This window comes from Pseudomonas sp. D1HM, assembly GCF_019266105.1.
Taxonomy (GTDB): Bacteria; Pseudomonadota; Gammaproteobacteria; order Pseudomonadales; family Pseudomonadaceae; genus Aquipseudomonas; species Aquipseudomonas taetrolens.
In genome coordinates, this window is the sequence record NZ_LRMN01000002.1 from 239,179 (window position 1) to 258,514 (window position 19,336).

21 protein-coding genes are annotated in these 19,336 nt (G+C 59.0%); 8 read left to right on the forward strand and 13 right to left on the reverse strand.

Translation table 11 applies throughout. The features are described 5' to 3' along the window. The first annotated feature begins 149 nt into the window (after positions 1 to 149). From AWM69_RS02030 to AWM69_RS02040, 3 genes are all read left to right on the forward strand, one after another. Positions 150 to 1,157, forward strand: coding sequence for a methionine ABC transporter ATP-binding protein (locus AWM69_RS02030; RefSeq protein WP_131654305.1), 1,008 nt, complete (start codon positions 150 to 152; stop codon positions 1,155 to 1,157). Then, a complete protein-coding gene (locus AWM69_RS02035) occupies positions 1,157 to 1,831 on the forward strand; it encodes a methionine ABC transporter permease (RefSeq protein ID WP_048381297.1) in 675 nt (224 codons plus the stop codon). The genes AWM69_RS02030 and AWM69_RS02035 overlap by 1 nt, the downstream gene beginning before the upstream one ends. Positions 1,832 to 1,911: 80 nt before the next feature. After that, the gene (locus tag AWM69_RS02040) at positions 1,912 to 2,682 is read left to right on the forward strand and encodes a MetQ/NlpA family ABC transporter substrate-binding protein (RefSeq protein WP_131654304.1); all 771 of its coding nucleotides are present in this window, start codon (positions 1,912 to 1,914) and stop codon (positions 2,680 to 2,682) included. A gap of 117 nt (positions 2,683 to 2,799) precedes the next feature. On the opposite strand, the gene AWM69_RS02045 is transcribed toward AWM69_RS02040, so the two are convergent. Genes AWM69_RS02045 through AWM69_RS02065 form a run of 5 tightly spaced genes read right to left on the reverse strand, consistent with a single transcriptional unit; the run spans position 2,800 to position 6,714 of the window. Further along, positions 2,800 to 3,435, reverse strand: coding sequence for an SCO family protein (locus AWM69_RS02045; RefSeq protein ID WP_048381300.1), 636 nt, complete (start codon positions 3,433 to 3,435; stop codon positions 2,800 to 2,802). After that, positions 3,432 to 4,331: a heme o synthase gene (gene cyoE, locus AWM69_RS02050; protein ID WP_218725656.1), complete on the reverse strand. Its 900-nt coding sequence runs from the start codon at positions 4,329 to 4,331 to the stop codon at positions 3,432 to 3,434. Before cyoE ends, AWM69_RS02045 begins: the two co-directional genes overlap by 4 nt. Beyond that, positions 4,319 to 5,398 carry a heme A synthase gene (locus tag AWM69_RS02055; protein WP_218725657.1) on the reverse strand — a complete coding sequence of 360 codons (1,080 nt, stop codon included), beginning with the start codon at positions 5,396 to 5,398 and terminating at the stop codon, positions 4,319 to 4,321. Before AWM69_RS02055 ends, cyoE begins: the two co-directional genes overlap by 13 nt. A 10-nt stretch (positions 5,399 to 5,408) precedes the next feature. Then, positions 5,409 to 6,002: a hypothetical protein gene (locus tag AWM69_RS02060; protein WP_131654301.1), complete on the reverse strand. Its 594-nt coding sequence runs from the start codon at positions 6,000 to 6,002 to the stop codon at positions 5,409 to 5,411. After that, on the reverse strand, positions 5,977 to 6,714 hold the full coding sequence (locus tag AWM69_RS02065; protein ID WP_131654300.1) for an SURF1 family protein: 738 nt from the start codon (positions 6,712 to 6,714) through the stop codon (positions 5,977 to 5,979). Before AWM69_RS02065 ends, AWM69_RS02060 begins: the two co-directional genes overlap by 26 nt. A 69-nt stretch (positions 6,715 to 6,783) precedes the next feature. Between AWM69_RS02065 and AWM69_RS02070 the strand changes: the two genes are divergently transcribed. Beyond that, positions 6,784 to 6,987, forward strand: a complete 204-nt coding sequence (locus AWM69_RS02070; protein WP_218725658.1) for a twin transmembrane helix small protein — start codon at positions 6,784 to 6,786, stop codon at positions 6,985 to 6,987. 6 nt (positions 6,988 to 6,993) lie between these two features. Here the strand turns inward: AWM69_RS02070 and AWM69_RS02075 are convergent, their stop codons facing one another. From AWM69_RS02075 to coxB, 4 genes are all read right to left on the reverse strand, one after another. Then, complete coding sequence (locus AWM69_RS02075; RefSeq protein ID WP_048381312.1) at positions 6,994 to 7,881, reverse strand: cytochrome c oxidase subunit 3; 888 nt, start codon at positions 7,879 to 7,881, stop codon at positions 6,994 to 6,996. Between the two features lie 12 nt (positions 7,882 to 7,893). Then, positions 7,894 to 8,466, reverse strand: a complete 573-nt coding sequence (locus AWM69_RS02080) for a cytochrome c oxidase assembly protein (protein WP_218725659.1) — start codon at positions 8,464 to 8,466, stop codon at positions 7,894 to 7,896. A gap of 30 nt (positions 8,467 to 8,496) precedes the next feature. Beyond that, entirely contained in the window at positions 8,497 to 10,086 is a 1,590-nt protein-coding gene (gene ctaD, locus AWM69_RS02085) for a cytochrome c oxidase subunit I (protein WP_218725660.1), read from the reverse strand. Between the two features lie 82 nt (positions 10,087 to 10,168). Continuing rightward, entirely contained in the window at positions 10,169 to 11,293 is a 1,125-nt protein-coding gene (coxB, locus tag AWM69_RS02090) for a cytochrome c oxidase subunit II (protein WP_218725661.1), read from the reverse strand. A gap of 331 nt (positions 11,294 to 11,624) precedes the next feature. Between coxB and AWM69_RS02095 the strand changes: the two genes are divergently transcribed. Further along, a complete protein-coding gene (locus AWM69_RS02095) occupies positions 11,625 to 12,260 on the forward strand; it encodes a hypothetical protein (protein ID WP_131654298.1) in 636 nt (211 codons plus the stop codon). A gap of 81 nt (positions 12,261 to 12,341) precedes the next feature. Here the strand turns inward: AWM69_RS02095 and AWM69_RS02100 are convergent, their stop codons facing one another. From AWM69_RS02100 to AWM69_RS02110, 3 genes are all read right to left on the reverse strand, one after another. Then, positions 12,342 to 13,061: a carbonic anhydrase gene (locus tag AWM69_RS02100; RefSeq protein WP_048381321.1), complete on the reverse strand. Its 720-nt coding sequence runs from the start codon at positions 13,059 to 13,061 to the stop codon at positions 12,342 to 12,344. A gap of 124 nt (positions 13,062 to 13,185) precedes the next feature. Further along, entirely contained in the window at positions 13,186 to 13,686 is a 501-nt protein-coding gene (locus tag AWM69_RS02105; protein WP_218725662.1) for a DUF523 domain-containing protein, read from the reverse strand. Then, positions 13,683 to 14,318: a 2OG-Fe(II) oxygenase gene (locus tag AWM69_RS02110; RefSeq protein WP_131654296.1), complete on the reverse strand. Its 636-nt coding sequence runs from the start codon at positions 14,316 to 14,318 to the stop codon at positions 13,683 to 13,685. Before AWM69_RS02110 ends, AWM69_RS02105 begins: the two co-directional genes overlap by 4 nt. 148 nt (positions 14,319 to 14,466) lie before the next feature. Here AWM69_RS02110 and AWM69_RS02115 point away from each other — a divergent pair, with 148 nt between their 5' ends. Continuing rightward, positions 14,467 to 15,219 (forward strand): DUF2059 domain-containing protein, encoded by a 753-nt coding sequence (locus AWM69_RS02115; RefSeq protein ID WP_131654295.1) that lies wholly within the window; start codon positions 14,467 to 14,469, stop codon positions 15,217 to 15,219. 37 nt (positions 15,220 to 15,256) lie between these two features. Here the strand turns inward: AWM69_RS02115 and AWM69_RS02120 are convergent, their stop codons facing one another. Continuing rightward, the gene (locus AWM69_RS02120; RefSeq protein ID WP_218725663.1) at positions 15,257 to 16,198 is read right to left on the reverse strand and encodes an alpha/beta hydrolase; all 942 of its coding nucleotides are present in this window, start codon (positions 16,196 to 16,198) and stop codon (positions 15,257 to 15,259) included. Positions 16,199 to 16,307: 109 nt separating this feature from the next. On the opposite strand from AWM69_RS02120, the gene AWM69_RS02125 reads away from it, so the two are divergent. Together AWM69_RS02125 and AWM69_RS02130 are read left to right on the forward strand one after the other, a co-directional pair. After that, on the forward strand, positions 16,308 to 16,892 hold the full coding sequence (locus AWM69_RS02125; RefSeq protein WP_218725664.1) for a DUF6436 domain-containing protein: 585 nt from the start codon (positions 16,308 to 16,310) through the stop codon (positions 16,890 to 16,892). Between the two features lie 40 nt (positions 16,893 to 16,932). Continuing rightward, on the forward strand, positions 16,933 to 19,314 hold the full coding sequence (locus AWM69_RS02130) for a penicillin acylase family protein (RefSeq protein WP_218725665.1): 2,382 nt from the start codon (positions 16,933 to 16,935) through the stop codon (positions 19,312 to 19,314). The last annotated feature ends 22 nt before the right edge of the window (positions 19,315 to 19,336 follow it).

Below are 19,336 nucleotides of genomic sequence, written 5' to 3' on the forward strand. Positions count from 1 at the left end.
GTTCCTTTTTTTTGACCTTTAGTCGTCTTATTGCCAATTTGAAGGTTTACACCGAAATAAATGCTAAGAACCGCTATACGGACAGGCTAAAATGCGCGCCCGGCTAACCGCTGATCTTCTTTTTTTACGCGCCCCACAAGGTTCGCTACGTGATTGAGTTCCATAACGTTCATAAAACTTACCGGGTCGCCGGTAAGGACATTCCCGCGTTGCACTCCACCAGTTTGCGTGTCGAGAGCGGCCAGGTGTTCGGCCTGATTGGCCACTCCGGCGCGGGTAAAAGTACATTGCTGCGCCTGATCAACCGCCTCGAAACCCCAAGTGGCGGGCAGATCATTGTCGACAACGAAGACGTCACCGCGATGGATGCCAAAGGCCTGCGGCGCTTTCGTCAACAGGTCGGCATGATTTTCCAGCACTTCAATCTGCTGGCATCCAAGACCGTTGCTGACAACGTCGCGATGCCACTGACGCTGGCAGGTGAATTGTCCCGCCGCGAGATTGACCAGCGCGTCGCTGAATTGCTGGCGCGGGTGGGCTTGTCTGACCACGCCAAAAAATACCCGGCGCAACTGTCCGGTGGTCAAAAACAGCGTGTGGGTATTGCCCGTGCGCTGGCCACCAAGCCAAAAGTGCTGCTGTGCGACGAGGCCACCAGTGCCCTCGACCCGCAAACCACGGCGTCGGTCCTGCAACTGCTGGCCGAAATCAACCGTGAGTTGAAGCTGACCATCGTGCTGATCACTCACGAGATGGATGTGATCCGTCGCGTGTGCGATGAAGTCGCGGTGATGGATGCGGGCGTGATTGTCGAACAGGGCCCGGTAGCGCAAGTGTTCTTGCACCCGACGCACCCCACGACCAAACGCTTTGTGCAGGAAGACGAGCACATCGATGAAAGCGAGCAGCGCGACGACTTCGCTCATGTGCCAGGTCGCATTGTTCGCCTGACCTTCCAGGGCGAAGGCACCTACGCGCCGTTGCTGGGCACCATCGCTCGTGAAACGGGTGTGGACTACAGCATCCTGGCCGGCCGCATTGACCGCATCAAAGACACCCCTTATGGGCAACTGACCCTCGCCATCACCGGTGGCGACATGGAAGCTGCTTTCGCGCGCTTCATCGCTGCGGACGTACATATGGAGGTGCTGCGCTAATGGAATCCCTTTTGAGCTTTTTCGGCAACATCGACTGGTACGAAATCTGGCTGGCCACCGGCGACACGCTGATGATGCTTGGCGGTTCGCTGCTGTTCACCATCGTGTTGGGTCTGCCGCTGGGCGTGCTGCTGTTTCTGTGCAGCCCTCGGCAACTGTTTGAACAAAAAGCGGTGTATGCCTTGCTGTCGCTGGTGGTGAACATCCTGCGATCGCTGCCGTTTATCATCCTGCTGATCGTCATGATCCCGTTCACCGTGCTGATCACCGGGACGTCGCTGGGCGTTGCCGGTGCAATTCCGCCACTGGTGGTCGGCGCCACACCGTTCTTCGCCCGCTTGGTCGAGACCGCACTGCGCGAAGTGGATCGCGGCATTATCGAAGCGACCCAGGCAATGGGCGCCAGTACCCGCCAGATCATTACCAGCGCGCTGCTGCCAGAAGCCCGTCCCGGCATCTTTGCGGCGATTACCGTGACTGCAATCACACTGGTTTCCTACACTGCTATGGCCGGTGTGGTCGGTGCCGGTGGTTTGGGCGACCTGGCAATCCGCTTCGGTTACCAACGTTTCCAGACCGACGTCATGATCGTCACAGTGGTACTGCTGCTGATTCTGGTGCAAATTCTGCAAACCGTTGGCGATCGGCTGGTGGTGCACTTTTCGCGCAAGTAAGCGTGGCCTCGTTAATAAACGTAACCGCCAGCCCGCGGCTGGCAGGCACCTGAAAGCAGGTGCCCACAAGGAGTTGCTGAATGAAGAAGTTATTTGCTGCTGTGGCTGCTGTTGCTGCGTTTTCGGCTCAGGCAGGCGATCTGTCGGTGGCGGCTACGCCGGTGCCACACGCTGAAATCCTGGAGTTCGTGAAGCCTGCGCTGGCCAAAGAGGGCGTTAATCTCAAGGTCAAGGTTTTCACTGACTACGTGCAACCCAACGTACAAGTCGCGCAAAAGCGTCTGGACGCCAACTTCTTCCAGCACCAGCCATACCTGGATGAGTTCAACAAGGCTAAAGGCACCGATCTGGTCAACGTAGCCAACGTTCACCTCGAGCCGCTGGGTGCTTACTCCAGCAAATTCAAGAACGTTGCCGATATCCCGGACGGCGCAGCCGTGATCATCCCTAACGATGCCACCAACGGCGGCCGTGCCTTGCTGCTGCTGCAACAGGCGGGGCTGATCACGCTCAAGGATCCGAAAAACATCCTGTCGACCACCAAGGACATCGCCGAAAACTCGAAAAACCTGAAGTTCCGCGAACTGGAAGCCGCCACGATCCCGCGCGTGCTGACCCAGGTCGATCTGGCGCTGATCAACACAAACTATGCGCTGGAAGCCAAGCTGAATCCGGAAAAAGACGCGCTGGTCATCGAAGGCAAAGACTCACCTTACGTGAACATTCTGGTGGCTCGCCCGGACAACAAGGATTCGGCTGATATGCAGAAGCTGATCAATGCCCTGCACACGCCGCAAGTGAAGAAGTTCATCGAAGAGAAATACAAAGGCGCCATCGTTCCGGCGTTCTGATCCACGTACACCGCTATGAGAACGGACCCATCCCCTGCAGGGACGGCTGAATGCTGAGCTCTTTTGGAGCAGCGCTCGCCGAAACCTGCAGGGGATTGTCTGTATCTGTCCCCCGCGTTACTTCCTTTCGAGCAAGCCCGGCAACTGGGCAACCATTTTCTGGGTGTTGAACGGTGCCCTGATAAAACCCCGCTGAGTACCGTCCGGCCCGATCAGCGCCAGATTCCCGCTGTGGTCCACGGTGTAGTTCGGCTTGCTGGTGTCCGCCGGGATAAACGGAATACTCACCGCGTTGGCCAACGTTTGCAGCTCATCCACCGAGCCGGGTGTCAGCCCGACAAACGTTGGGTCGAAGTAGCCAAGGTATTGCTTGAGCTGCTGTGGGGTGTCGCGGTTTGGATCGACGCTGACCAGTACGATTTGCAGTTTGTCTTGCGCCGCTTGCGGCAGCTCGCTTTTGATCTGACGCAACTGGGCGAGGGTGGTCGGGCAGATATCCGGGCAAAAGGTGTAGCCAAAGAACAACAGGCTCCACTTGTCATTCAGCTCGTCCATCTGCACCGGCTGACCGTCCTGATTGGTCATTTTTATCTCCGGCAACTGGCGACTCTGAGGAAGCAGAATGATCCCCGCATCGATCAGAGACGTCGTATCGACCTGGCCTTTGCCCGACATGATTTTGTTAAACGTCAGGCCCATGACCAATGCCACCAGCGCGACGAGGATAAAGACCGTTTTTTGAGTTTTAGTCATAGCTTCAACATGAGGTAGTGATCGACAAGCAGCGCGGCAAATAGCCAGAGCAAGTAGTAAATCGAGTACTTGAACGTATTGATCGCGGCGTGCGGTTGAGTACCACGGTACAGCACCCATGCCCAATGCAGAAAGCGTGCGCCCAATCCGAGTGCACAGGCCAGGTAAAGCGCGCCGCTCATGTGAATCACAAATGGCAGCAGACTGACCGCCAGCAACACACAGGTGTACAGCAGAATATGCACTTTGGTGTAGTGCTCGCCGTGGGTGACCGGCAGCATCGGAATATCGGCCTTGGCGTATTCGGCCTTGCGATGAATCGCCAGCGCCCAAAAGTGCGGCGGGGTCCAGGCAAAGATAATCAGCACCAGCAGCAGGGGTTCGGCCGTGACATGGCCAGTGACCGCCACCCATCCCAACAATGGCGGAGCCGCCCCGGCCAACCCGCCAATCACTATGTTCTGCGGTGTGGCGCGCTTGAGAAAGCCGGTGTAAATCACGGCGTAGCCGAGCAGCGAAGCCAGCGTCAGCCAGGCGGCCAGGGCATTGGTAAAAATCAGCAACAGCGCCAGCCCCGAGACCGCCAGTAACAAAGCGAAAGACAATGCTGCCAGGGCCGAGATCCGGCCTTCGGCCAAAGGCCGCTTGTGGGTGCGCGCCATCAGGGCATCGATACGCCGGTCCAGCACATGGTTGACCGCTGCGGCGCCCCCCGCACACAAGCCAATCCCCAGGTTGCCGAACACCAGCACCGCCCACGGCACACCGGCCCGGGTCGCCAAAAACATGCCCACCAGCGAAGTGATGAGCATCAGTACCACGACTTTGGGCTTGGTCAGCTCCAGGTAATCGCGCCACCGGGCCGAGCGATAACGCTCGCCGGTCAGGGTCGCCATGGCAGTTCTCCTTTAAGGGTGAAGGGACCGGCCGTTGCGCGCCGGGGGCTGAAGGTCCACCGCGCAAAACGCGGAGCCCTGACCCTGACCAGCGCCGTGCGAGCGTGATAGTTAACCAGCACCAGCGTCAGCAACAGCGCCGCGCCGCCCGCGTTGTGCGCCACCGCCACGGTCAGGGGCAGATGAAACACCACGTTGCTCACGCCCAGGCTGATCTGAACCGCCAATGCTGCCAACAACAAGCCCGCCAGACGGGTCATGCCGACTTTGCGTAACTGCCAGGCCAGACCCAGTAAAACCAGTGTCAGTGCCACAGCCCCCATGCGATGGGTGAGGTGAATCGCCGTGCGGGCATCGCTGTCCAGTTGTCCGCCCAAATAGTTGGGACCGATGTGCTGGGTCAAATGAAAGCCGTTGGCAAAATCGGCGGCAGGCCACCATTCGCCGTGACAGGTGGGCACATCGATGCAGGCCACCGCCGCATAGTTGGAGCTGACCCAGCCTCCCAGGGCAATTTGCAAAATCCCCAATACCAGCCCGGCCGTGGCCCAGCGCTGCAAACGGCGAGGCACGGCGAGGGCGGGTAATACCCCGGACAGACGTAGCGTCAGCAAAAACAGCAGGCTCAACGTCGCAAACCCCCCGAGTAAATGCCCCGTCACCACCTGCGGCCACAACTTCAGCGTTACCGTCCACATGCCAAAGGCAGCTTGGGCGAACACCACCAGCAAGATGAACAGGGGCAACTTGAGGGGTTGATCCGGCACATGCCGTTGACGCCAGGCCCGCGCAGCCAGCACCGCAATCATCAGGCCAAGGGCACCGGCAAAATAACGATGGACCATCTCGCTCCAGCCTTTATCGGCCTCCACCGGCGTATCCGGAAAGTGCAGCTCGGCATGGGCCAGTTGCGCCTCACTCTGCGGCACGCTGAGGAAGCCATAACAGCCGGGCCAGTCCGGGCAACCCAGCCCGGCGTGGGTCAACCGGGTGTAGGCACCGAGCAACACCACGAGCAGCGCCAGCAGCGTGGCCAGCAACGCGAGGCGGAATCCAGCTTTGGCCATGACAATACCCCTATCCGATGTTGGACAGCTTCAGCAGGTGGCGCAGGTCGTTGAGCACGTCCTTGCCTTTGACCTGAGGGTTGTAACGCAGTACCAGATTGCCGTGCGGGTCGATAATCCACAGTTGCGCCGCGCCATTGCCTTCAGCGCCCCGGGTATAGGCCGGCAGGTCCAGCGAGTAGCGCAACAGTTGCGGGTATTGCTGCTGCAGGCGGGTGGCGTACTCCGGGTCCACCGGTTGCGCGACCGCCAGTGCATGGGTGGCCCGTGATGCGTCACGCCCAAGGCCTATCTGGATCTGACGCGCCAGGTACACCAATTGCTGGCAATCGCCCGTGCAGGCCTGAGGTGCCGTCACCAGTAATTGCCAGCGCTGCTCATCGGCCTGTACGCCAAGCGCGGCCCGACTTTGCCCGTTGCCGATCAGCTCTCCGTGATAGCTGCGGCTTTCCGGCACCCAGAATTTGTACTGGTACATGACCGTGGCCAGCACCATCGGGCCGACGGTCAGCAATACGATCAGGATCAGTTGCAACCGCCCGCGCCGGCGCACAGGTGCTGAAGGGGGACGAGCAGTTTCAGGCGGATTGATGGCCGTTGCCATGGCGTTTCTCCTGAGCGTTATGCCAACCGAGATAGAGGTACAGGCCGAGCAGCGCCAGCGCCATGGCGAACCATTGCACGGCATACGCGGTATGTTTTTCCGGGCCCATGCCGGTGGCGATCACCGGCCAGTCGGCCTGATAAGCCGCCGGGCCCGACGCAAGACGCACCTCATCGGCGAACCCCTCACGGCCCAGCTCAGCCCACAGCCTGGCCGGTTCAACCGCGGTGATCAGACGAGGCCAGCGCGCGGCAGATGGATCGGCTTGCAGCTGAAAGGCAGCCCCGGGTGACTCATACACCCAGGCCTGGAGATCAAGAACCTGCTCCGGGGTACTGAACGTCGGAGGAATGCGCCGATCTGGCCACGGTAACCAACCGCGATTCAGCAGCAGCCATGCTCCGCTGGCCTGATCCTGAAACGGTTGCAGCAGTTCAACGCCAACCTTGCCGTCGCGCATCCGGTTATCCAGCAGCAGGCTGTGATGCGCATCGAATTGCCCACGCAACTGCACACGGCGAAACGCCGGTTCGCTGACCAGGGCCAGTTGCCCGACGGTCAGCGGCACCGCGCTTTGACGCTCTGCATAGCTGGCGAGCAACACGCGCTTCTGTTCGCCCCGGGCGAGCTGCCAAAAGCCAAGAAACACCAACAACGGCAGCAACGCCAACACCATCAAGGTGGGCGCAATACCAGGCCGAAAGCGCATCATGGGCGCTGTCCGTAAGCGGGGGTTTCAGTCGCTATACTTATTTTCATTGCGTCTGCCCGGAGCTGCATCATGTTGAAAATCGCTATTGTGCTGATGCTGATTGCGACCGTAATCAGCCTGTTCAGCGGCCTGTTCTTTCTGCTCAGCGACCAGGGCCGTTCAAATCGCCTGGTCACCGCGCTGACCGTGCGCGTGACCCTCGCCGTGCTCACGGTCACGCTCATCGGCTGGGGCTTCTACAGCGGTCAGTTGGTGTCCTCAGCCCCTTGGTGATCCGGCCTAGAGCACGTACACAAACACAAACAAACCGATCCACACCACGTCCACAAAATGCCAATACCAAGTGGCAGCCTCGAAACCGAACTGATGCTCAGCGTTGAAATGCCCACGCATCACTCGAATCAGCATCACGAGCAAAATCAGGGTACCGATGGTGACGTGGGCGCCATGAAAGCCGGTGAGCATAAAGAACGTCGCGCCATAGACCCCGGAGCCCAGCGTCAGCCCCAGCTCTTTATAAGCGTGAATGTATTCCTCAGCCTGAAACCCCAAAAACGCGATGCCCAGCACAACGGTCAGGGCCAGCCAGAACTTCAGCGCCCCGCGATGGCCCTTGTTCAGGGCATGGTGAGCAATGGTCACCGTCACGCTCGAACTGACCAACAATACGGTGTTGAGCAGCGGCAGCCCCCAAGGGTTGATGATGTCTTTGGGCGCGGGGTACAGGGTCGGGTCAGGGGTGTGCAACAGTGGCCAGGCAAATTGAAAGTCCGGCCACAGTAATTGCGTCATGGCCCGGCTGCCTTCACCCGCAATATCGGGACCCGATATGTTGCGCACGTAAAAAAGAGCACCGAAAAACGCGACGAAAAACATCACTTCGGAAAAAATAAACCAGGTCATGCCCCAGCGAAACGATCGGTCCAGCTGCGGGCTGTAGAGCCCGGCCCGGCTCTCTTTGATGACTGCACCGAACCAGCCAAACAGCATGTAAGCCAGTACCAGGCTACCGATGAAGAAAATCAGCGGGCCGTGAGAATCCGGCCGGGCGGCTTTCATGTCGTTAAACCACATGCCCAGGCCATACACCGTGATGAACAGGCCCACTGAGGCAATAATCGGCCACTTGCTCTGCGCCGGAACGTAATAGTGATCGTGAGTTGCCATGGAGCGTTCTCCTTATCGGGCAAGCCGGGCGCTATCACTGCCAGCGTTGGCGATGGCAGGCGGTTGGCGAGCGGTGATATCGAACAGCGTGTAGGCCAGCGTCAGGTGTTTCACGTCCTTGGGCATATCGCGATCAACGATAAAGCGCATCGGCATTTCGATGCGTTCGCCCGGCTGCAACACTTGTTGGGTAAAGCAAAAGCATTCGGTCTTGTGGAAATACTGGGCGGCCTGGGCAGGTGAAATACTCGGCACGGCCTGAGCCGTCATCGGGTGATCGGAAGGATTGATCGCCACAAAGACCATTTCGTTGACCGCTCCCGGGCTCACGACCAGTTGATCGCCCTTGGGGTAAAACTCCCACACCATGTCGATGGCATTGGTCGACAAGAACTGCACGCGAACCTGGCGACTGTCATCCACCACCTGCGAGCCTTCATATTGCCCGGCGGTTTTACCGTTAATGCCGAAGGCCTTGCACATCACGTCGTAAATCGGCACCAGGGCAAAACCAAAGGCAAACATCACCGTTACCAGCAGCAACAGGCGGATGACCAGACGCTTGATCGAGGTTGAGTCATTCATAAGCCCCCCCTGAACGTGCAACGGTGATGTTCATTTGACTTCCGGCGGGGTGGTGAAGGTGTGGTAAGGCGCGGGCGAAGGGACGCTCCACTCCAGTCCTTCAGCGCCGTCCCAAGGCTTGGCCGGCGCCTTGGGCCCGCCGCGGATGCATTTGATGACGATAAACAGGAACAGAAACTGCGTGGCGCCGAACATGAATCCGCCAATCGAGGCCACCATGTTGAAGTCGGCAAATTGCAGGTTGTAGTCCGGAATCCTCCGTGGCATCCCGGCCAGCCCGACAAAGTGCATCGGGAAGAAAGTCAGGTTCATGCCCACGAACGAGAGCCAGAAATGCAGCTTGCCCAAGGTTTCGTCGTACATGTGCCCGGTCCATTTCGGTAACCAGTAGTAGGTCGATGCGAAGATCCCGAAAATCGCTCCCGGCACCAGCACGTAATGGAAATGCGCCACCACAAAGTAGGTGTCGTGGTACTGAAAGTCGGCCGGTGCGATGGCCAGCATCAACCCGGAAAACCCGCCGATGGTGAACAGAATCACAAAGGCCACGGCAAACAGCATCGGTGTTTCGAAGGTCAACGAGCCTTGCCACATGGTGCTCGCCCAGTTGAACACTTTGACCCCGGTAGGCACCGCAATCAGCAGCGTGGCGTACATGAAGAACAGCTCACCCACCAGCGGGATCCCCACCACGAACATGTGGTGCGCCCATACGATGAATGACAGGAAAGCAATGCTCGCCGTGGCGTACACCATTGAGGTGTACCCGAACAAAGGCTTGCGCGAGAAGGTCGGAATGATTGCGCTGACGGCCCCGAAAGCCGGCAGGATCATGATGTAGACCTCAGGATGCCCAAAGAACCAGAACACATGCTGGAACAACACCGGGTCGCCACCCCCGGCCGCACTGAAAAAGCTGGTACCAAAGTGAATATCCATCAGCATCATGGTCACCGCACCGGCGAGCACAGGCATGACTGCAATCAGAAGAAAGGCCGTGATCAACCAGGTCCACACGAACAGAGGCATCTTCATCAACGTCATGCCGGGAGCGCGCAAGTTGAGAATGGTGGCAATCACGTTGATCGCGCCCATGATGGAACTGATACCCATCAAATGAATGGCAAAAATAAAATAAGTAACGCTTTCGGGTGCATATGTCGTGGATAACGGCGCGTAAAACGTCCACCCGAAGTTCGGCCCGCCTCCCGCCGTGAACAGGGTCGACACCAGCATGAGAAACGCTGCGGGGAGCAGCCAGAAACTGAAGTTGTTCATCCTCGGCAACGCCATGTCAGGCGCCCCGATCATCAGCGGGATCATCCAGTTGGCCAGGCCGACAAACGCTGGCATGACCGCACCGAACACCATGATCAGCCCGTGCATGGTAGTCATCTGGTTAAAAAATGCCGGCTCGACAATCTGCAGGCCCGGCTGGAACAGCTCGGCACGGATGACCATGGCGAAGGAGCCACCGAGCAAGAACATGCAGAAGCTGAACCACAGGTACAAGGTGCCGATGTCTTTGTGGTTGGTGGTCAACACCCACCGCATCAACCCTTTGGCGGGGCCGTGTGCATGCTCGCCTGCAGCCCCGTGGTCATCAATTACAGCACTCATGTCCTGACTCCTGCGTAAGGATGGACCAAAAAACCAGCAGCTGGCTGCCCCCGGCCGGTGTGCGCGCAGATCCTTGAGCCGCTCATTTGCCTTGCGCCTGTTTTAATTCCAGCACGTCTTTGGGGGTCACCATATCGCCTTTGTTATTCCCCCAGGCATTGCGCTCGTAGGTCACCACCGCCGCGATATCGACTTCCGACAATTGCTTGCCGAAGGCCGCCATGGCAGTACCCGGCTTGCCGAAAAACACGCGATGCAGGTGCTCGTCCTTGGGCCCGGTGGCAATCGGCGAGCCTTTAAGAGCGGGGAACATGGGCGGCAGCCCCTGGCCTTCGGCCTGATGGCAGGACGTGCACGCGGTGTGGTAGACCTTGTCGCCGCGAGCCACCAGCTCCTCAAGGGTCCATTCCTTGCTGGTCAACTCTTTGAGTTGTGCGGCCTGGGCCTTGCGCTCCGCAAGCCAGGCGTCGTAATCGGCACGGGTTTTGACGTCGACCACAATGGGCATGAAACCGTGATCCTTGCCGCAGAGCTCAGCGCATTGACCGCGATAAATGCCGGGCTTTTCAACACGGGTCCAGGCTTCGTTGATAAAGCCCGGAATGGCATCGCGCTTGACCGCGAAGGCGGGTACCCACCATGAGTGGATAACGTCCGCCGACGTCACCAGAAACCGGACCTTGGCGCCAATCGGCAATACCAGAGGCTCATCGACTTCAAGCAGGTAATGCTCGCCCTTGGTGGCCTGGTTATGGATCTGCTCGGCAGGGGTGGACAGATTGCTGAAGAACTCGACGTCCTGACCCAGGTATTTGTAATGCCATTTCCACTGATAGCCCGTGACCTGGATGTCGACATCCGACTCGGTGCTGTCGTAGATATTGATCAGGGTCTTGGTGGCGGGTACAGCCATCGCTATGAGTATGAGCAGGGGGACGACCGTCCAGAGGATCTCCACCGAAGTGTTTTCGTGGAATTTGGCCGCTTGCTGACCGGTGGAACGCCGATGGACGATCATCGACCAGAACATGGCAGTGAAGACGATGATGCCAATCACGACACAGATCCAGAAAATGGTCATGTGCAGGTCGAACACGGCGTTACTGACTTCTGTCACACCCGGCGCCATATTCACCGTCCAGGCCCCATGAGCCTGAGTGAATACTGACCACAACAGCAGGCCCATCCAAACACGTGGATGTCGCATCGCGGGTTCCCCTTTGTTTTTCTTGTTATTGCGCCGGTAGATACCTGCGTACAAGGGGGCGGTTTTCAAACCTGTGAACTCTGACCGCCGAGCCTCGTCTGCTCAGGCAGTCGGGCGTCATCAAAAAACGTTTACAAAATCGAGTATAGACAGCGGTGCCATCACCGCAATGTAAGCATCCAAAACAGCAAAATTGCGCACGATCGACAAATGGCACTCACTACCCGGTCATAAAATGAATAACAATACTGCCCCTAAAAAAAAGCTCCTGCCCCGAAGAGAGCTACTTTTAAGTTCTTCCTTTCCCGTTTTATGCCTCTCTGGAGCTCCCATGAACACCGCCGCCCTCCGCGAACTGATCCTGCGTGCCCAACAGCATGAGGCCGAAACGGGCTTGCTCGCCAAGCATCTCGCCGTTCAATTGCCGCACCTTCACGCCGCGATCCAGCTGCCTGAAACCGACAAGAATCTGGTGATGACACGTTTCGTCACGGCTTATATCGAACAGGTGCCCGACTTGCTCGATGCGGCCAATGAGGTTGCTCGCGAGGCCGGTATCGAGTCGCAAATTCGCCCGGTACTCAAAATTGCCGAGCAGTTTTTTGCCCAGCCGCCGGCCATGCTCCGCGGCCATGAAGGCCTGGAAGGTCTGCTGGATGAGGCGTATCTGGCGCACCGGCTGGTAGAAGAGGTCAACGATCTTTATATCAAGCACTTCCAGCAGCCGCTGATCCCGCTGGACATGACGGTGGCCAACCTGATCGCCCATCAATTGGTAGGCGAAACCTTTGCCAATCAACTGGACGAAGCCGTACACCATGCTGTCGACGAAATGCTCAACGACGAAAGCTTTGCCCTGGAGTCGGTTGAAGCCTACCGCGAACGCCTGACCAGCCCGGAAACAGGCGCGGCCTGGAAACGCTGGCCGTGCCTGTCCAAGCAACTGGGTGTCGGGCTGGATCTGTAACCCGATCCGGCTAAGTGGCCATCGTAAAGCCCGGGTGTAGCCCCCCAACACCCGACCTTACGAAGGCTATGGCAGTTAAGTTTAAAACCGTGCCTTGGGCGTGGCACTCGGGATCGGATTGGTGCCATCCAGCGGCAGGAAACAGCCTTTGTCAGCGTCGTAGGCTTTAATCGCACTGGTTTCGATGTCGTACACCCAACCATGGATAAACAAGTGCCCGTTGGCCATGCGCGATGCCACCGACGGGTGCGTGCGCAAATGCTGCAACTGGGCAATCACGTTTTCTTCGGTCAACACGTGCATGCTTTCGGCTTCGGTGGCGCAGTTGCAGTTGTCCTGCACCATGGTCTTGGCCACTTCTACGTGGTGCAGCCAGGCTTTGACCGTGGGCATTTTTTTCAGGCTTGCAGGATTCAGCACCGCCCGCATCGCGCCACAATCCGAATGCCCGCAAATGATGATGTGCTGTACGCCCAGTGCCAGCACCGCATACTCGATGGCAGTCGATACACCGCCGTTCATCTGACCGTAAGGGGGCACGACATTGCCCACGTTACGCGTGACGAACAGATCACCTGGGGAACTTTGTGTGATCAGTTCCGGCACAATCCGCGAATCAGCACAGGCAATGAACATCGCACGGGGCTTTTGTGCGGTAGCGAGTTTTTTGAAAAAAGCTTCTTGCTCAGGGAAGATTTCGTGATGGAAATGTAAAAACCCATCAACGATATGGTGCAACGCTGAATCAGCGCTTTCTGCGGTGGCCGAGGCCGAAGGCTGTGGTTTCTGCTTGTCAGTCATCGTGTTTCCCCTAGGCAAAATGGCACCGGATGTTACCTGAATTCATGAAAACGTGTGATCGTTGCTGAAGGTTTGAAAGGTAGCCGCAGCGGCCCTCCGGCTTCAGCACAGCCAGCAGCACAGGTTACAAAAACTCGGCCTCAAGGTCTGCCAGCGCTTTGGCCGCTTCGGCCAGTTGCAGCTCGTTGAACACCTGCACCCCGGCTTGCGTCAGGAGCGCCGCAGTCACGCCCTGGCCTTCAACTTTGCTCCCCGTAAAACTGCCGTCATAGGTCTGCACATTGCCACACGAAGGGCTGTTGGCCTTGAGGATGGCGATGCGAATGCTGTGCTGTTCAACCAGTTGCAGGGCTTGGCGGGCGCCGGATACAAACGCCTGCGTGACGTCTTCACCGTCTATGGTCATCACCCGGGCGCTTGCGCTGAGTACCGCCGCGCCTTGACCACCGGGGATCTCGGCCGGTGCACGAGGGGTCGGCAAGCCGCCTGCCACTTCCGGACACAAGGCGACCACCCGGCCTTCGGCCTGCCATTGCGCCAGCTGTGGATGCGGGCCGTTGGCGCCACCGTCGTAACGCACGGGATGGCCCAGCAGACAGCGGCTGATCAATAGTTTTTGGCTCATATGAACACGTCGTTCGCACGCCGGCGAAACCAGCCGGTCAAGGATAGACGGTCGCGAGTGGCGGGCATCACCTCATGAGGGATCTCTCCCGACAGGAACACCACCAGGCATCCCCCGGCGGGCAGTACGTCATAGTCGATCCCGTCCTCGAGGTACATGCGCAAGTGACCTCCGTGCTCGGGTAGCCAGGCCTGATTAAGGTAGACCACGGCAGAGACCATGCGCCGATCATCATCACGGAAACGGTCCAGGTGCTTGAGGTAAAACGCACCGGGCGGATAGAGCGCAAAGTGACTTTCAAAGTCCTCCAGGCCCAAAAAAAGCCTGCGATTCATGGCGATTCGCAGGCTTTCCATTAAGCCCAGGTAATTGTCACAGGCTAAAGCTTCTCCAGGCTCCAGCCATTGAATATGGTCACCGCGGATACCCTCCCTGACCTCCTGGGCCAGGCCCCGCCCAACCGCCGCCGGAACCAGTTCACCTTCAGCAGCACGTTTATGGCACTCAGCCGCCAGTTCGAGGGTCAAAGCCTCGGGCAGAAAGATATTTTGTTGTGACCACCCTTGTGCATACAGGTCGTCAACGATACGCAACAATAGCGGGTGATCAGAAGGTATTTGCATGGCGCGCATAATATCGGGACGCCTGAGAATCCGACAGCGCCGTCGAGCTGCCTGCGAAAAAAAATCACACGCTGATTTAAGCTCATTGAGAGAGACGAATTCTCGACAAGTCCTAGGCCACACCCGGACAATAGCGCCCTGCTGACAGGAGTCCTCCATGCGCCGCTTGTTTTTACTGTTAATGCTGTTTTGCACCTTACCCGCATGGGCAGATAACCTCGATGATCTGTTCAAGGTCGCCGGCTGGCCGGAGCAACGTGCGCATTTCAATGATGCCCTCAACGCCGCTCAAGAGCGTTATCGCGATAACTTGCCGCCTGCGGTGTATCAAGCCCTGGTCAATAACAGCAGCCAGCGCTTTGCGCCTGAAGCCATGGATCGGCGCGCCAAGCAGCAAATGCGCAAAAATCTGCCTGACCCCGTGCCCGCGCTGACGTTTTTCAAGTCGCCGCTAGGCCACAAGATCGTGGCTGCAGAACTGCTGGCTACCCGTCGCGATCAGTTGGCCAAACACGCGAAAGGCTTACCGCGCATCGAAGGCAGCGCGACGCGCCAGTTGCTGATCAACCATTTATCCAATGCACTGCCAGCCCGGGAAGCCGGCGCAGAAGTCAGCCTGGCGATTGCCGGTGTGGCGGCCGACAGCTTGAGTTCCATGATCCCCGGCTTGCTGGGCGGCGGCCAGGCTCAAGGCATGTTGAACGGCCAGCGCCAGCGTTTGATGGAGCAAATCGCCGGCGAACTGGATAACACCCTGCTCTACGTGTATCGCGACCTGTCTGATCCGGAGCTTGAAGAGTTCGTCACGTTTGCCGAATCGCCCGAAGGCAAAACCTATTACCAGGCCGCATTGGCCGCCATTCGCGCCGGGCTGGCCGTAGGCCAGAGCACTTCAAGCCTGGCCCAATGAGGCCTGGTGGCGCTCATTCGTCAGCATGGACTGTCGATCAAAAGAACGTGTCCAGAAATGCGAAATAACGATCGCGTATCTCTGCGGTTTCATTCGCCAGGTGGTGCCGGGCCTTGGGCAATAACAGCACCCGGGGTTGATCGAACTTGGCGCTCAGCACCTTCAGGTTGTGCCGCCAGTCAACGGTTTCGTCGGCCTGCCCTTGAATCACCAGCGGCCGGCGAGCACTGGGAAGCGCGGCCTCGATAGGCGGAATCCAGCGCGCCAGTGCACCAACCCACGCGGTCGGCAGACGCCGCGGCTGTAGCGGATCCGCTTGCAGGAACGGCAAGAACGCCGGGTCGTTTGAATTCTCGCTGAAACGCCGGTCAATGCCTTTGACGAAAGCTCGCAGCAGGTAATAACTGAACTTCGACCAGTGCCAATCTTTGGGCCTGACCAATGGCGCCAGCAAAATGGCCTGCCCCTGAGCCGGGCTTTGGTCACCGTGGCGCAGCAGATGATCCAGCACAATCGCACCACCGGTGCTCTGCCCGCACAGGTGCCAGGGTTGCGGCAGGGCCAACGATTGCGCCTCATGAAACAAGCCGTGCAGCACGGCCTGATACTGCGCGAAATCACCGATGCTGGCCCGCTCGCCACTCGACAGGCCATGACCGGGCAAATCGCAGGCAATGACGACAAACCCCCGGTTCAGCCCCCATTCAATGACATGTTTATACAGCCCCATGTGATCGTAAAAACCGTGAACCACGAACAGCGTCGCCACCGGTGGAGCATCGGGCCACCATGCCTGGCAGACCACGTCATAGCCCGCAGCACTAAAACGCCCCAGAAGCCGGCGAACCGGCGTTTCCCGCCGGGGAAAATCCACACCATAAAAACGCTGGTACGCCAGAGCCTCGCTCGATAACGGTTGACCCGCGGCCAAAGGGTGCAAGCTGGCGCGCAAAGAGTCGGGAGCAAACGGGGCGGGCATAAGGGTTTCCAAACAAGACACAAGGGTGCAATACAGGCTTTATAGACCGACGATATTCATCTGTCAGGCCAAGCATGGCAAGCTACCCGGCCTACGAGGACCTCTTTGCATGCCTGTGCCCACCGCCAAAAACCTGATTACCTGCCTGATAACGCTGGTCTGTGCGGCGGGATTGTGGGTGGCTTACGACTGGTTTCAAGGCCGCTACATTCGCGTCTTCAGCGATCAAACAGCGTTGTTTGCCGGCGACATCCTGCGCCTGCCCGCCGAGCTGTCCGGGCCGGGGCCGATTCGCGTGGTGCATTTCTGGGATCCGGCCTGCCCGTGCAATGTCGGCAATCAGCAACACCTCGCGGACCTGCTGGCTCAGTATGTACCGCAAGGCGTCGAGTTTTACGCCGTGCAAAAACCGGGCACTCAGGGCCGCTTACCGGCCACTCTGGGCGCAATCAAGCCCTTGGCCAGCCTGCCCGGCGCCGAACACCTGAGCGCCAGCCCGGCCGTGGCGATCTGGGACCGCAGCGGCCAACTGGCCTATTTCGGCCCCTACAGCGAAGGCGCCACGTGCAATGCCAGCAACAGCTTCATCGACCCCGTCTTGCGCGCGCTGTCCACTAACCGCCCGGTGAAAGCCACCCATACCATGGCCGTGGGCTGTTATTGCCCGTGGCAGGCCGATACCGCCCCTCATTGATTGCGCCAGGAAGCCGGTGCCCCGAACAAGGAGTTCACTCATGAAACGCAGCCTGATTGTGATGACGCTGATCGTCACCGCTGTCGCCGGGGGGGCTCTCTGGTATGTGCAGGGCAAGCTGCCCGTGCGTCAGGGGCAAGTCGCGTTGAATACCCTGCAAGCCCCGGTCACGGTGCGTTATGACGAGCGTGGCGTGCCGCATATCCAGGCGGGTAATCAGCTCGATATGTACCGTGCCCTCGGTTACGTACACGCGCAGGACCGGCTGTTCCAAATGGAGATCATGCGCCGGCTGGCCAGAGGTGAGCTGGCCGAGGTGCTGGGACCCAAGCTGGTCGATACCGACAAGTTGTTTCGCAGCTTGCGCATTCGCGAACGGGCCGCCCGCTATGTAACCGAGCTGGATCATCAGTCGCCCGCCTGGCTGGCACTGCAGGCGTATCTGGACGGAATCAATCAATACCAGGCAACCCGGGCCAAACCCGTAGAATTCGACCTGCTGGGCATAACGCCCCGACCGTTTACTGCCGAAGACACCCTGAGTATTGCCGGCTACATGGCCTATAGCTTTGCAGCGGCGTTTCGGACTGAACCGCTGCTGACCTATGTCCGTGATCAATTGGGCAGCGATTACCTGAAAGTCTTCGACCTCGACTGGCAGCCTCAGGGTGTCCTGGCCCCGGTCCTCGCCGCCAGCGACTGGAAAACCCTGGGGACGCTGGCCCGGCTGAGCGATCAAGCCTTGAGCCAGGCCGGCTTGCCACAGTTTGAAGGCAGCAACGCCTGGGCGGTTTCAGGCCAGCGGACGCAAAGTGGCAAACCCTTGCTCGCGGGCGATCCGCATATTCGCTTTTCCGCGCCGTCGGTCTGGTACGAGGCGCAGCTCTCGGCACCGGATTTTGAGCTGTATGGCTACCATCAGGCCCTGGTGCCCTTTGCTTTTCTGGGCAACAACCGCGATTTCGGCTGGAGCCTGACCATGTTCCAGAACGACGATCTGGACCTGATTGCCGAGAAGACCAACCCCGACAACCCGAATCAGGTGTGGTACCACGGTCAGTGGGTTGATATGAGCAGCAGCGAGCAGCACATTGCCGTCAAGGGCGAAGCGCCGGTGACCTTCACCCTGCGCCAGTCGCCCCATGGGCCAATAATCAACGATGTGCTGGGCGCAACAGCGGGCAACACGCCCATTGCGATGTGGTGGGGGTTTCTCGAAAGCAGGAACCCGATCCTTGAAGGCTTCTACCAACTCAATCGCGCCGACAGCCTGAGCAAAGCCCGTATGGCTGCCCGTCATATTCAAGCCCCGGGGCTGAACCTGGTATGGGCCAGCGCCAAGGGTGATATCGGTTGGTGGGCGGCAGCGCAATTGCCGAAACGTCCGGCTGGCGTCAATCCATCCTTCATTCTGGATGGCAGCACAGCCCAGGCAGACAAAGACGGCTTTTACCCCTTCAGCGCCAACCCGCAAGAAGAAAACCCGGCCCGCGGCTACATTGTGTCGGCCAACTTCCAGCCGGTCTCACCCGCCAACATTCAGATCCCCGGTTACTACAACCTCGCGGATCGCGGCCAGCAATTGGACCGTCAGCTAAGTGATGCCAGCGTTAAATGGACCCTGGAAAACAGCCGGGCGCTGCAGCTGGGTACCACCACAGACTATGGGCAACGCGTGCTCAAACCGCTCTTGCCAGTGCTGCGAGAGGTGGTCAGCGACCCGATCGAACGCAAGTGGGTGGAGCATCTGGCGCAATGGAAAGGCGATTACCCGCTGGACTCGACCGCCGCCACGTTATTCAACCAGTTGTTGTTCAACCTGACCGACGCTGCGATGCATGATGAGCTGGGCGAAGCGTTTTTTGACCCGTTGCTGAGCACCCGCGTCATCGACGCTGCCTTGCCGCGCCTCGCCGCCAGTCCTGATTCCCCGTGGTGGGACAACCGCAATACAGCGCAAACAGAAACCCGCGCGGATACGGTGAAGAGCGCCTGGCGCGCCAGCATCGCTCACCTCAGGGCCACCCTGGGCGATGACTTCAGCCAATGGCATTGGGGCCGCGCCCACACCCTGACGCACGACCACCCGCTGGGGCGGCAAAAGCCGCTGGATCGGCTTTTCAACGTTGGCCCATTCGCGGCACCCGGCAGCCACGAAGTGCCGAACAACCTCTCGGCCAAACTCGGCCCGGCACCGTGGGCAGTCACCTATGGCCCTTCGGCGCGACGCCTGATCGACTTCGCCGACCCGTCCCATAGTCTGACCATCAACCCCGTCGGTCAAAGCGGCGTGCCTTTCGACAAACACTACAGCGACCAGGCCCACTCCTACGTTCAGGGCGACTACGACACGCCGCACATGGATGAGGCCGAGATCCAGCTCAATACGCGCAGCACTTTACGGTTGGTGCCGGCGCTGTAACGGCTGCCGAAACACGGCGGGT

Bases quoted from the DNA above. Each gene is read 5' to 3' on its own strand.
- AWM69_RS02035 (WP_048381297.1), top strand. From the start codon at position 1,157: ATGGAATCCCTTTTGAGCTTTTTCGGCAACATCGACTGGTACGAAATC.
- AWM69_RS02040 (WP_131654304.1), top strand. From the start codon at position 1,912: ATGAAGAAGTTATTTGCTGCTGTGGCTGCTGTTGCTGCGTTTTCGGCT.
- AWM69_RS02045 (WP_048381300.1), bottom strand. From the start codon at position 3,435: ATGACTAAAACTCAAAAAACGGTCTTTATCCTCGTCGCGCTGGTGGCA.
- cyoE (WP_218725656.1), bottom strand. From the start codon at position 4,331: ATGGCGACCCTGACCGGCGAGCGTTATCGCTCGGCCCGGTGGCGCGAT.
- AWM69_RS02055 (WP_218725657.1), bottom strand. From the start codon at position 5,398: ATGGCCAAAGCTGGATTCCGCCTCGCGTTGCTGGCCACGCTGCTGGCG.
- AWM69_RS02060 (WP_131654301.1), bottom strand. From the start codon at position 6,002: ATGGCAACGGCCATCAATCCGCCTGAAACTGCTCGTCCCCCTTCAGCA.
- AWM69_RS02065 (WP_131654300.1), bottom strand. From the start codon at position 6,714: ATGATGCGCTTTCGGCCTGGTATTGCGCCCACCTTGATGGTGTTGGCG.
- AWM69_RS02070 (WP_218725658.1), top strand. From the start codon at position 6,784: ATGTTGAAAATCGCTATTGTGCTGATGCTGATTGCGACCGTAATCAGC.
- AWM69_RS02075 (WP_048381312.1), bottom strand. From the start codon at position 7,881: ATGGCAACTCACGATCACTATTACGTTCCGGCGCAGAGCAAGTGGCCG.
- AWM69_RS02080 (WP_218725659.1), bottom strand. From the start codon at position 8,466: ATGAATGACTCAACCTCGATCAAGCGTCTGGTCATCCGCCTGTTGCTG.
- ctaD (WP_218725660.1), bottom strand. From the start codon at position 10,086: ATGAGTGCTGTAATTGATGACCACGGGGCTGCAGGCGAGCATGCACAC.
- coxB (WP_218725661.1), bottom strand. From the start codon at position 11,293: ATGCGACATCCACGTGTTTGGATGGGCCTGCTGTTGTGGTCAGTATTC.
- AWM69_RS02095 (WP_131654298.1), top strand. From the start codon at position 11,625: ATGAACACCGCCGCCCTCCGCGAACTGATCCTGCGTGCCCAACAGCAT.
- AWM69_RS02100 (WP_048381321.1), bottom strand. From the start codon at position 13,061: ATGACTGACAAGCAGAAACCACAGCCTTCGGCCTCGGCCACCGCAGAA.
- AWM69_RS02105 (WP_218725662.1), bottom strand. From the start codon at position 13,686: ATGAGCCAAAAACTATTGATCAGCCGCTGTCTGCTGGGCCATCCCGTG.
- AWM69_RS02110 (WP_131654296.1), bottom strand. From the start codon at position 14,318: ATGCGCGCCATGCAAATACCTTCTGATCACCCGCTATTGTTGCGTATC.
- AWM69_RS02115 (WP_131654295.1), top strand. From the start codon at position 14,467: ATGCGCCGCTTGTTTTTACTGTTAATGCTGTTTTGCACCTTACCCGCA.
- AWM69_RS02120 (WP_218725663.1), bottom strand. From the start codon at position 16,198: ATGCCCGCCCCGTTTGCTCCCGACTCTTTGCGCGCCAGCTTGCACCCT.
- AWM69_RS02125 (WP_218725664.1), top strand. From the start codon at position 16,308: ATGCCTGTGCCCACCGCCAAAAACCTGATTACCTGCCTGATAACGCTG.
- AWM69_RS02130 (WP_218725665.1), top strand. From the start codon at position 16,933: ATGAAACGCAGCCTGATTGTGATGACGCTGATCGTCACCGCTGTCGCC.